The sequence below is a fragment of the Erythrobacter sp. SCSIO 43205 genome (genome assembly GCF_019904235.1).
In the GTDB taxonomy this organism is placed as follows: Bacteria; Pseudomonadota; Alphaproteobacteria; order Sphingomonadales; family Sphingomonadaceae; genus Erythrobacter.
On sequence record NZ_CP063202.1, the window covers coordinates 2,463,094 to 2,474,814 of the forward strand.

Genomic DNA, 11,721 nt, shown 5'->3' on the forward strand with positions numbered 1-11,721 from the left:
GTTTGCAAAGATAGATGGCCTATACGACCTTTTGACGGTTGCAATCGCCCTTTTGCCAGCCTAGGTCCGCTCAAAGACAGGAGTCTGGCGAGCAGGGACGGTCGCCTTTTGCGCTCCATCTCGTGACATATCCGTCCCGAACGAAGTTCAAGGGAAGGATTACTCCTCTATGGCCCGCAAGAAAATCGCGCTTATCGGCTCTGGCATGATCGGCGGCACGCTCGCCCACTTGGCTGCTAAGAAAGAGCTTGGCGATATTGTCCTGTTCGACATCGCAGAAGGTATGCCGCAGGGTAAGGCATTGGACCTGTCGCAGTGTGGCCCGGTTGAGGGTTTTGACGCGAAGATCACCGGCTCCAATGACTATGCCGATATCGCGGGCGCGGACGTTGTGATCGTGACCGCTGGCGTTCCGCGCAAGCCGGGGATGAGCCGCGATGACCTTCTTGGCATTAACTTGTCCGTGATGAAATCCGTTGGCGAAGGCATTAAGAACAACTGCCCTGACGCATTTGTTATCTGCATCACCAACCCGCTGGACGCGATGGTTTGGGCTCTGCGCGAGTTTTCTGGCCTGCCTCACAACAAAGTTGTCGGCATGGCAGGCGTTCTCGACAGCGCGCGCTTTGCAACCTTCCTTGCATGGGAGTTCGATTGCTCGGTCAAAGACGTTAACGCCTTCGTGCTTGGGGGCCACGGCGACACGATGGTTCCGGTGAAGAGCTACACCACGGTGAACGGTATTCCGGTGGAAGACTACGCCAAGATCAAGGGCGTGTCCGAAGACCGCATCGAAGAAATCGTGGACCGCACCCGCAAAGGCGGCGGCGAGATCGTTGGCCTCCTCGGCAATGGCTCAGCTTACTACGCACCTGCGACGAGCGCGATTGCGATGGCCGAAGCGTATCTGGGCGACCAGAAGCGCATCCTGCCTTGCGCGTCCTACGTCGAAGGCAAATACGGCCTCGACGGGCTTTATGTCGGCGTCCCCACAGTGATCGGCGCAGGCGGCACCGAGGAAGTGGTCGAAATCGAGCTCAGCGATGAAGAGAAAGCCAACCTCAAAGTCTCAACCGACGCAGTCGAAGAGCTGCTTGAGGCGTGTAAGGGCCTGGATAGCAGCCTTGCGTAACCCCGCCGACCATCGTCATCCCGGCGCAGGCCGGGATCCAGTAGCGAGCCTAGAACTGGATACCGGCCTTCGCCGGTATGACGATCGGGGTTGAACGATGGAACAGGGCGGTTTTGTCTACATTATGGCGAGCCGCCGAAACGGTACGATTTATATCGGTGTCACCTCTGACTTGCCCAAGAGGGTGTGGGAGCACCGCGAAGAAAGGATCGAAGGCTTCACGAAGAAATATGGCTGCAAAACGCTCGTCTGGTTTGAACCTCACGACACAATCAAAGCGGCCATCACTCGCGAACGCCAAATGAAGGAATGGAAGCGCAGTTGGAAGCTGCGTGTGATCGAAGAGAAGAACCCCAATTGGGACGATTTGTTCGAGTTGGTTTGTAGCTAAATTGGTTCCGTCATCCCGGCGCAGGCCGGGATCCAGAAAGGCTAGGACGGCACTTTGTTTCACTGGACCCCGGCCTTCGCCGGGGTGACGATTAAGGCAAGAAGGAACGACTAGAAATGTCCATCCTCATCAACAAAGACACGCGTGTAATCACCCAAGGGATGACCGGCAACACCGGCACCTTCCACACCCAGCAAGCCTTGGATTACGGCTCGCAAATGGTGGCAGGCGTAACCCCCGGCAAAGGCGGAACCGAGCATATCGGCATCCCCCAATTCAACACCGTGCGCGAAGCCAAGGCGGCGACGGGTGCGACAGCAAGCTGCATCTACGTCCCCCCGCCCTTCGCAGCCGACGCGATTTGTGAGGCTATCGACGCAGAGGTTGAGCTGATCATCTGCATCACCGAGGGCATTCCCGTGCTCGACATGGTGCGCGCAAAGGCTGCACTTAAAGGCTCCAAATCGCGCCTCATCGGCCCGAACTGCCCCGGCGTTCTGACGCCGGATGAGTGCAAGATCGGCATTATGCCGGGCTCTATCTTTAAGAAGGGCTCTGTCGGCGTTGTATCCCGCTCGGGCACGCTTACTTACGAAGCGGTGCACCAGACAACTATGGTGGGCTTGGGGCAAACCACGGCTGTTGGCATTGGCGGTGACCCTGTGAACGGCACCAACTTCATCGACGTGCTCGACCTCTTCCTTGACGACCCTGAAACAAAGTCGATGATCATGATCGGCGAAATCGGCGGGTCCGCTGAAGAAGAAGCCGCCGAGTTCCTGAAGCAAGAGGCTGCCAAGGGCCGCTCGAAGCCGACGGTCGGCTTTATCGCAGGCCGCACGGCGCCTCCGGGCCGCCGCATGGGCCACGCAGGCGCGATTGTGTCAGGCGGCAAAGGCGGCGCAGAAGACAAGATCGCCGCAATGGAAGACGCCGGCATCCGCGTAAGCCCGTCGCCATCTGAGCTGGGCACAACGCTCGACGCGATGTTGAAAGAGTTGGCGTGAACCCAAGCGTCACCCCTCACCGCTCCCCCGCGAAGGCGGGGGCCCAGAGCATCGAAACGCGGTGCTCGACAACCCTGGATCCCCGCCTGCGCGGGCAAGCGGAGGGGTGACATGGAACGTCCGGCATGGGTCTATATCGTGGCAAGCCAGCGCAACGGTACGATCTATATCGGACACTCCACAGACTTGGCGCAGCGCATCCATCAGCACCGCGAGGGACAGGTTCCCGGGTTTACCCGGAAGTATGAATGCAAACAGCTGGTTTGGTTTGAACGCTTCTCGAACGTGATCGAAGCGCGAGAGTTTGAGCAGCGGATGAAGAAATGGAACCGCGCCTGGAAATTAAAGCGGATCGAGGAGCGCAATCCGCAGTGGTTGGACTTGTATGAGGGGCTTGCAAGCCACGCTTGAATACTTCGCACTGGACCCCCGCTTTCGCGGGGGAGCGGCGCAAATCGGTAGGTAGTGATATGAACGAGCAGAGCAAAAACTTCATCCCCGAAATGACCGATCAGGAAGGCCCACAGCCGGGCCCATCCTGGGGTAATCCCAAATGGATGGCCGAAGTCGCCGATGCAGGCGCTGACCTCACCGGCGCTATGGACCCGACGCAGATGCGTCTGGAAGTCGAGAAGGCTGTCAAAACGGCTTCCAAAGCGGCGGGCAAGCCTACGGACGAAGAGGCGCTGCGCTACGCCTCGGACCTGTCGAACAAGGCGATGACGCTGGTGCGGCTGTACCGTGTGCGCGGGCACCTTGCGGCAACGCTTGACCCGCTTGGCATCAGCCAGAAACAGGGCGATCCTGCTGATCTCACCCTCGCCTTCCACGAATTGGACGGCAAGGAAGATGAAGAGGTCTATGTCGGCGGCGTGCTGGGCATGGAGTGGACCACCGTTGGCGCGCTCTACAAGCGTCTTCGCGAAGTGTACTGCGGCAATGTCGGCCTTGAATATATGCACATCGCCGACACCGAGGAACGCCGTTTCCTTCAAGACAAGTTTGAAAGCCCCGGCGATACGATCGAGTTTACGCCAGAGGGCAAGAAAGCCATCCTCGCAGCCGTCCTTCGCGGCGAAGGCTATGAGGAATTTCTCGGCAAGAAATATGTCGGGACCAAGCGGTTCGGCCTTGATGGCGGCGAGTCCATGATCCCCGCGCTTGAGGCTGTTATCAAGCACGGCGGCTCTGCTGGTGTACGCGAAATCGTATACGGCATGGCGCACCGCGGGCGTTTGAACGTGCTCGCAAACGTGATGGCCAAGCCCTACAAAGTCATCTTCCACGAATTTTCCGGCGGCACCGCCAATCCAGAAGATGTGGGTGGCTCGGGCGATGTGAAATATCACCTCGGCACCAGCACCGACCGCGAGTTCGACGGCATCAGCGTGCATATGTCATTGACCCCCAACCCCTCACACCTTGAGACGGTGAACCCGGTGGTTTTGGGCAAGGTGCGCGCGCAGCAGGCGATCCGCGACGATCTTGAGAAAAAGGATCAGGTGCTTCCCGTCCTCATCCACGGGGATGCCGCCTTCGCGGGTCAGGGCGTTGTGTGGGAAAGCCTCAGCCTGTCAGGCGTCAATGGCTATGACACGGGCGGCTGCATCCACTTTATCATCAACAACCAGATCGGCTTTACCACTTCGCCAAAGTTTGCGCGCAATTCGCCTTACCCATCGGACGTGGCGAAAGGCGTGATGGCGCCGATCCTCCACGTCAACGGCGATGATCCCGAAGCGGTGACCTTCGCGTGCAAACTCGCGGTCGAATACCGCCAGACGTTCCACCGCGATGTGGTGATCGATATGTGGTGCTACCGCCGCTTTGGCCACAATGAGGGCGACGAACCCAAGTTCACCCAGCCGCTCATGTACGACAAGATCCGCGCCCACCCCAAGGTGAGCCGCGTCTACGAAGAGCGCCTGATTGCCGAAGGCGTGATCGACGAAGGGCACCGCGAGGCGGTAGCAAAAGAATTCAGCGATCTTCTCGAAGAGGAATTTGAGGCAGCCAAGAGCTATTCTGCCAATCAGGCGGACTGGTTCGGCGGGCGCTGGGCAGGTCTTAACAAGCCAGCCGATGACGAAACCGCACGCCGGAACATCGAAACCGCGATTGAGCGCAAGACCTTCGATGCGCTTGGCCGCACGCTCACTGAAGTTCCTGAGAATGTGAATATTCACAAGACTTTGGGCCGCGTTCTCAAAGCCAAGTCTGAAATGTTCGAAAGCGGCGAAGGCTTCGATTGGGCGACGGCTGAGGCGCTCGCATTCGGTAGTCTCGTGATGGAAGGCTATGGCGTGCGCCTGTCGGGTCAGGACTCCGGTCGCGGCACCTTCTCACAGCGTCACGCGGTATGGGTCGATCAGAAAACCGAAGACAAATACATACCTCTCACCACCCTGCCCCACGGCAAGTTTGAGGTCTATGACAGCACGCTGTCCGAATACGGCGTGCTCGGCTTTGAATACGGCTTTGCTATGGCAGACCCCAAATCGCTCGTCCTGTGGGAAGCGCAATTTGGTGACTTTGCCAATGGCGCGCAGATCATGATCGACCAGTATATCGCGGCGGGCGAGGCCAAGTGGCTGCGCGCCAACGGGCTCGTGATGCTGCTGCCCCATGGCTATGAAGGTCAGGGACCTGAGCACTCCTCGGCTCGCCTTGAACGCTTCCTGCAATTGTGCGCAAGCGACAACATTCAGGTGTGCAACATCACCACGCCTGCGAACTACTTCCACGTGCTGCGTCGTCAAATGCTGCGGCCTTTCCGTAAGCCTCTGGTGATCATGACGCCAAAATCGCTTTTGCGTCACCCGATGGCAAAGTCACCGCGCGAGGAGTTCCTCGGCGATTGGCAGTTCAAACGGATCAAGTCGGACCCTGCGATGGCGCCGGACAGCCCTGCGGATGAAAAGATCACCCGCGTTGTCCTGTGTTCGGGCAAGGTCGCCTATGACCTCATCGAAAAGCGCGACGCGGAAGGGATTGACGACATCTCCATCCTGCGCATCGAACAGCTTTACCCCTTCCCCGGTGAGCCACTGGGCCTGCGCCTGAGCCGTATGAAGAACCTGAAAGAGGTCATCTGGTGCCAGGAAGAGCCCAAGAACAACGGCGCGTGGTTCTTTGTCGAAAACCAGATCGAAAAAGCGCTTGAGCTGGGCGGGCATTTTGGGATGCGTCCCTTTTATGTCGGGCGCGAGGCTTCGGCCTCGCCGGCGACGGGTCTTGCCAAACGTCACGCTGAGCAACAGGCCCGCCTCGTTGCCGAAGCGCTTGGTCTTGCTGAATAGTTTTACGCCAATTCAAATTTAGGATTACTCGAAATGGCTACAGAAATCACAGTTCCGGTCCTTGGTGAATCGGTCACCGAAGGTTCCATCGGCGAATGGCTGAAACAGCCGGGCGATGCGGTTGCAGTCGATGAACCGATCTGCTCGCTTGAAACCGATAAGGTTGCCGTGGACGTGCCCTCCCCCGTTGCTGGCATCTTGAGCGAACACCGCGCGAGCGAAGGCGATACCGTCGAAGTGGGCGCAGTCATCGCTCTGGTCGAAGAAGGTGAAGGCGCTCCGGCGTCAAAGCCTGCTGCGGCCAAGGAAGACTCACCTGCTCCGGCGGCATCTTCGGCAAGCGCAGAGGGTTCCTCGGACGCATCGCAGACATTGTCTCCGGCGGTGCGCCGCGCGGTTCTTGAACACGGCGTTGACCCATCGACGATCAAGGGCACGGGCAAAGGCGGTCGCATCACCAAGGAAGACGTGCTCGAAGCAGCGAAGAACAAGGATAAAGCGCCTGCTGCGACGTCGGCTCCTTCGCCTGCTCCAGCACCAGCCGCCGCATCGGGCGAACGCCGCGAAGAGCGCGTCAAAATGACCCGTATGCGCCAGACCATCGCCAAGCGTTTGAAAGGCGCTCAGGAAGAGGCAGCGCTTCTGACCACATTCAACGATGTGGACATGAGCGCGGTTATCGAGGCGCGCACCAAGTACAAAGACCTCTTCGCCAAAAAACACGACATTCGCCTCGGCTTTATGGGCTTTTTCGCGAAAGCTGCGTGTCTGGCGCTCAAAGACGTGCCAGCGGTCAACGCCTACATTGAGGGCGATGAGATCGTCTATCATGACTATGTCGATATCTCGGTCGCTGTGTCTGCGCCCAACGGCCTTGTGGTACCCGTGATCCGCGACTGTCAGGACAAAGGCTTTACCCGGATCGAGAAAGACATCGCCGACTTCGGCAAGCGCGCCAAGGAAGGCACGCTCACCATGGCCGATATGACGGGCGGTACGTTCACCATCTCGAATGGCGGTGTGTTCGGCTCGCTGATGAGCACCCCGATCATCAACCCACCACAGTCCGCTGTGCTGGGCCTCCACCGCATCGAAGATCGCCCTGTTGCGATCAACGGTCAGGTCGAAATCCGCCCGATGATGTACATCGCGCTTAGCTACGACCACCGTCTGATCGATGGCCGCGAAGCTGTGACGGCGCTTAAGATCATCAAGGAAGCGATCGAAGATCCAACCCGGATGCTGATTGACCTTTGATGGCTTCCCTTTCGTGATCTCCTGCGACAGCAGGAGCCTATTTCCAGCCATAGGAGCTGGACTCCTGCGTTCGCAGGAGAGCACGTGATGACGGCTCAAACATCCTTCGACGAGCGCCGCTATGCCGCCTCCGTCACCCAGACCCTGCCCCAATTCTGGGCGCGGTTTGGGGGGATGCCGGATGTGGCAGGCAAGCATATCCTCGACTTTGGCTGTGCGCGCGGCGGCATGGTCCACATTCTGCTCGAAGCGGGAGCGGCAAGCGCTTGCGGGATCGACATCAACCCCGACTACATTGCCTATGCGCGAGAGAAACACGCCAATTGGGGCGACCGCGCGCGGTTCATCTGCGGCGATATTCGCGAGCAATCGCTTGAACCTGCCGACATCATCACCTCGTGCAATGTGATGGAGCACGTCATGGCCCTGCCCGAGACGCTTCGCGCGCTGGTCAATTCGTGCAGGCCGGGCGGTGAGCTTTTCATCGGGTTCTCGCCCTTGTGGCATTCTCCCTATGGGCACCACCGACTGATGAACACGCGCGTGCCCTGGGCGCATCTGCCGCGCAAAAACCGCGCTTTTCTTGACCGCCTTGTCGACGAGGACGGCAGCTCACCGGAGACGATCCAGGAGCTCGGCTTCAACGGGGCAACACCGGCTGACTTCCGTATCGCTCTCAAAGGCCTGCCCGTCGAAATCATCTCCGCTCGGCGCAACGTCGCCACGCACCCGCTCAAACAGATCGCGATGAAGGCGATGCTCATCCCTTCGGTGTTTCCCGCATTGGAAAAATACGTCACAATCGGCATTTACTGGCACTTGAGGCGCACAAAATGACAACTTCCTCGCCAAAAGTAGCAATGGCACTTTTGCTTCCAAGCTCCTAAATACCCATCAGATTCAAATTCACGCCATCAAAACGGGATCAGGACGAACCATGGCTGACACTTCATACGATTACGATTGCCTTGTTATTGGCGCGGGCCCTGGCGGCTATGTCGCTGCTATCCGCGCGGCGCAATTGGGCCTTAAGACGGCCTGTGTGGAAAGCCGCGAGACGCTGGGCGGCACCTGCCTCAACGTGGGCTGTATCCCGTCAAAGGCGCTGCTCCACGCAAGCGAACTCTTTGAAGAGGCCGAGGGCGGTCACTTTGCGACCTGGGGCATCGAAGCAAAGGCAAGCTTCGACCTTTCGAAAATGATGGCCGAAAAAGGCAAGGCCGTTGGTGAACTGACCGGCGGTATCGAATTCCTGTTCAAGAAGAACAAAGTCACCTGGCTCAAGGGCCACGGCGCCTTTGTCGATGCGCACACAGTCAAGGTCGGGGACGAGACCGTCACCGCGAAAGACATCGTGATCGCGACCGGCTCTTCGGTCACCCCGCTCCCCGGTGTCGAAGTCGACAACGCAGGCGGTCGCATCGTTGATTCCACCGGCGCGCTTGAATTGTCCGAAGTGCCAGAGCACCTCGTTGTCATCGGCGGCGGCGTGATTGGCTTGGAGCTGGGCAGCGTCTGGCGCCGTCTTGGCGCGAAGGTCACTGTGGTTGAGTTCTTGCCCCAAATCCTGCCCGGCATGGATGAAGAAGTGCGCAAGGAAGCGAACAAGATCTTTAAGAAACAGGGCCTCAACTGGATGCTCGGCCACAAGGTCACTGGCGCTGAGGTCAAGGGCAAGAAAGTTACCCTCACCATCGAGAAAGCCGAAGGCGGCGATGAACAGACTGTCGAAGCAAGCCACGTGCTCGTCTCCATCGGTCGGCGTCCCAACACCGATGGATTGGCGCTCGAAAACGCCGGGCTCGAAGTCAACAATCGCGGCCAGATTGAAATCGATCACGATTTCAGCACCAGCGTTGATGGCATCTGGGCCATCGGCGATGTGGTCCCCGGCCCGATGCTTGCTCACAAGGCCGAGGATGAAGGCGTTGCGGTTGCTGAAAACATCGCTGGCGAAACGGGCATTGTGAACCACGATGTGATCCCGAACGTCGTTTACACCACGCCGGAAATCGCAGGCGTTGGCCTCACCACCGAGCAAGCCATCGAGAAAGCGGGCGGCGACAAGTCGAAGGTCAAGGTCGGCAAATTCCCAATGATGGCCAACAGCCGCGCTAAGGCAAACCGCGACACCGACGGCTTTGTGAAGGTCATCGCGGATGCTGAAACCGACCGCGTTCTGGGCGTGTGGATGATCAACACGCTCGCTGGCACCATGATCGCGCAGGCCGCGCAGGCTATGGAATTTGGCGCAACGTCGGAGGACATCGCCTACACCTGCCACGCGCACCCCACCCACGCCGAGGCGTTTAAAGAGGCCGCGATGGCGGTTCAGGGTTCGCCCATCCATATGTGATGGCGGGCATAGGGGCGAGCTTTGGCGGGGCCTCGTGGCTAAGGCTGCGCGTCGCCGCATTGCTCGCCCTTTGCGTGCCCACCCTATCGGGACTTGTATTCCTCGCGTGGTTCGAAGCACCGCATAGCTATTTCATCGTGAACGGGGCAGCGCTTGCAACAGGGCTGGCCGCGATCGCTTTTTTCTCAATGCCCGATGCACTCTACCCACGCCGCGCGCTCGTATGCGCGGGGCTGGCACTGCTCGCTGCGCCCATGGTTCTGGGGCCTGAGATCAACGGGGTCCAGCGCTGGATCAGCCTTGGCGGAATTTCGCTCCATACCGGCTCGCTCACTATCCCGCTGATCGTGTGCCTTGCCGCGCGTGATCGCCCCTTGGCCGCGCCCATCCTACTTGCAGCCGTGTTCCTGTGTTTGCTTCAACCCGATGCAGCCTGCGCCTTCGCACTCATGCTGGCAAGCGTAGGGCTCTACTTTGCATGGCTCGATTGGAGGCTGGGAGTGACGGCAATGGCCGGATTTGCCGCAGCGCTCTTAGCGAGCGTGAGGGGCAATCTGGCACCGCAAGCTTTCGTCGAAGGCATATTCGGCGACCTCATTTTCGTTGCCCCATGGTTTGCTCTTTGGCTGGGATTGAGCCTTGTGATCGCCTTTTTCCTCATCCTTAAAGCGCTCCCCCGGCCCGCAGCGGAGCGCTTTGCATTGGCAGGGGCGCTGGCCGGGTTTTCTCTTACGGCTCTTATGGCAAGCTACCCTCTTGTGCTGATCGGATACGGCGCAGCGCCGATCCTTGGGTTTGCTCTTGCGCTTGGGGCGCGAACACGAACGTCGCCCAAAGACCACTTTTTTGAAGGGCAATGATGGGTTAGACCTTCTGATAAAAAGAGGGAGAGACAACACATTGGCCTATCCAAAACTGACCGATAAGCCCGGCGCTTTGCAAACAGCAGCGGCCATTCGCAGCGGGACGATGTCTGTGGCTGAGGCCGTGGATGCGGCCATCACGCGTATTGAGCATCTGGATGCAGAGGTGGACGCGCTTGCTGTGCCGGACTTTGAACGCGCGGCTGCGACGGCCAAGGCAATGGATGCAGCAGGTCCACAAGGGGACCAACCGCTTTTCGGCGTGCCTATGACGGTCAAGGAAAGCTTCGATGTGGCGGGCCTACAGAGCTGCTGGGGCCACAAGGCCCACACCGACTACATCGCGCGCAGCGATAGCGAGCTTGTGCGGCGATTAAAGGCGGCGGGAGCGGTTATCCTTGGCAAGACCAATGTGCCGGTTGATTTGACCGATTGGCAAAGCTTCAACCCGGTCTATGGCCGCACCAATAATCCGCACAACACCGAGCGTTCACCCGGCGGATCGTCAGGCGGGAGTGCGGCGGCGGTGGCGAGCGGCATGGTGCCAGCTGAGTTTGGCACAGACATTGGCGGATCGGTCCGTGTGCCAGCGCATTTTTGCGGAGTGTGGGCGCACAAACCAACATGGGGCCTCGTCTCAAAACGGGGGCACGACCACCCCCAAATGGCCAAGCAAGATGGCTTTATCGCAGCGCATGACGGCATACTTTCGGTCGCAGGGCCTTTCGCGCGCAATCCGCAAGATTTGACCGTGATGATGGAAGTCGCGTCAAGTTACACTCTGTCGCGCCATGCAAAGCCTCTCAGACAATGTCGCATCCTTGCCGTGACGCAATATCCCGGCGCGCCCGTGGACCAAAGCGTGGCTGAGCCAATCGAGGCCGCGATTGAGGCGCTTACAAAGGCGGGCGTTACAGTTGAACGGACAAGCGATCTTCTGCCCGATCTCGCCAAACAACAAGCCGATTATATGATGATGCTCAACGTCGCAATGGCGAGAGGCGCACCGTCAGCTAGCGGCAGGCGGGCAAGTGCAACCGACTGGTTCGACCTGCTTGATGCGCAAAGCTCCAATCAGGCGCAGTGGGCCGCGCTGTTCGAGACATATGATTTTGTCCTTGCGCCCCCTGCCCCGGTGCTCGCCGTTGAGCACAGCGACAAACGCGCGTTTGACCAGCCGATGCGCATCAATGGCAAAGAGGTGCCTGGGGCAGCGGGCCTTGCATGGGCGGGGATCGCGACTTTCCCCCACCTGCCCTCAACCGTGCTGCCCATCGGTTCGGGAACCTATGAAGGCGCGCAGCTTCCGTGCGGGATGCAGGTCATGGGCCCCCTGATGAGCGATCTGGATTGCATCCATGCCGCGCAGGAGATCGGGAATATCTTGCACGGCTAACAAAGCTTCGCCAAGGGGCG

The 11,721-nt window shown here is 59.2% G+C and carries 10 protein-coding genes; all 10 read left to right on the top strand.

Features of this window, described 5'->3' with window-relative positions:
- Window positions 1-169 precede the first annotated feature (169 nt).
- On the top strand, window positions 170-1,132 hold the full coding sequence (gene mdh / locus INR77_RS11620; RefSeq protein ID WP_223071205.1) for a malate dehydrogenase: 963 nt from the start codon (window positions 170-172) through the stop codon (window positions 1,130-1,132).
- Window positions 1,133-1,229: 97 nt separating this feature from the next.
- Entirely contained in the window at window positions 1,230-1,523 is a 294-nt protein-coding gene (locus INR77_RS11625) for a GIY-YIG nuclease family protein (protein WP_223071206.1), read from the top strand.
- A 116-nt stretch (window positions 1,524-1,639) separates the two neighbouring features.
- A complete protein-coding gene (sucD, locus tag INR77_RS11630; protein WP_223071207.1) occupies window positions 1,640-2,530 on the top strand; it encodes a succinate--CoA ligase subunit alpha in 891 nt (296 codons plus the stop codon).
- A gap of 111 nt (window positions 2,531-2,641) precedes the next feature.
- A complete protein-coding gene (locus INR77_RS11635) occupies window positions 2,642-2,941 on the top strand; it encodes a GIY-YIG nuclease family protein (RefSeq protein ID WP_223071208.1) in 300 nt (99 codons plus the stop codon).
- A 59-nt stretch (window positions 2,942-3,000) separates the two neighbouring features.
- Window positions 3,001-5,829, top strand: a complete 2,829-nt coding sequence (locus tag INR77_RS11640; RefSeq protein WP_223071209.1) for a 2-oxoglutarate dehydrogenase E1 component — start codon at window positions 3,001-3,003, stop codon at window positions 5,827-5,829.
- Between the two features lie 33 nt (window positions 5,830-5,862).
- Window positions 5,863-7,086: a 2-oxoglutarate dehydrogenase complex dihydrolipoyllysine-residue succinyltransferase gene (odhB, locus tag INR77_RS11645; protein WP_223071210.1), complete on the top strand. Its 1,224-nt coding sequence runs from the start codon at window positions 5,863-5,865 to the stop codon at window positions 7,084-7,086.
- An 87-nt stretch (window positions 7,087-7,173) separates the two neighbouring features.
- On the top strand, window positions 7,174-7,923 hold the full coding sequence (locus INR77_RS11650; protein ID WP_223071211.1) for a bifunctional 2-polyprenyl-6-hydroxyphenol methylase/3-demethylubiquinol 3-O-methyltransferase UbiG: 750 nt from the start codon (window positions 7,174-7,176) through the stop codon (window positions 7,921-7,923).
- 100 nt (window positions 7,924-8,023) lie between these two features.
- Window positions 8,024-9,442 (top strand): dihydrolipoyl dehydrogenase, encoded by a 1,419-nt coding sequence (gene lpdA / locus INR77_RS11655; protein WP_223071212.1) that lies wholly within the window; start codon window positions 8,024-8,026, stop codon window positions 9,440-9,442.
- Complete coding sequence (locus INR77_RS11660; protein WP_223071213.1) at window positions 9,442-10,302, top strand: hypothetical protein; 861 nt, start codon at window positions 9,442-9,444, stop codon at window positions 10,300-10,302. Before lpdA ends, INR77_RS11660 begins: the two co-directional genes overlap by 1 nt.
- 40 nt (window positions 10,303-10,342) lie before the next feature.
- On the top strand, window positions 10,343-11,701 hold the full coding sequence (locus INR77_RS11665) for an amidase family protein (RefSeq protein ID WP_223071214.1): 1,359 nt from the start codon (window positions 10,343-10,345) through the stop codon (window positions 11,699-11,701).
- Window positions 11,702-11,721 lie beyond the last annotated feature (20 nt).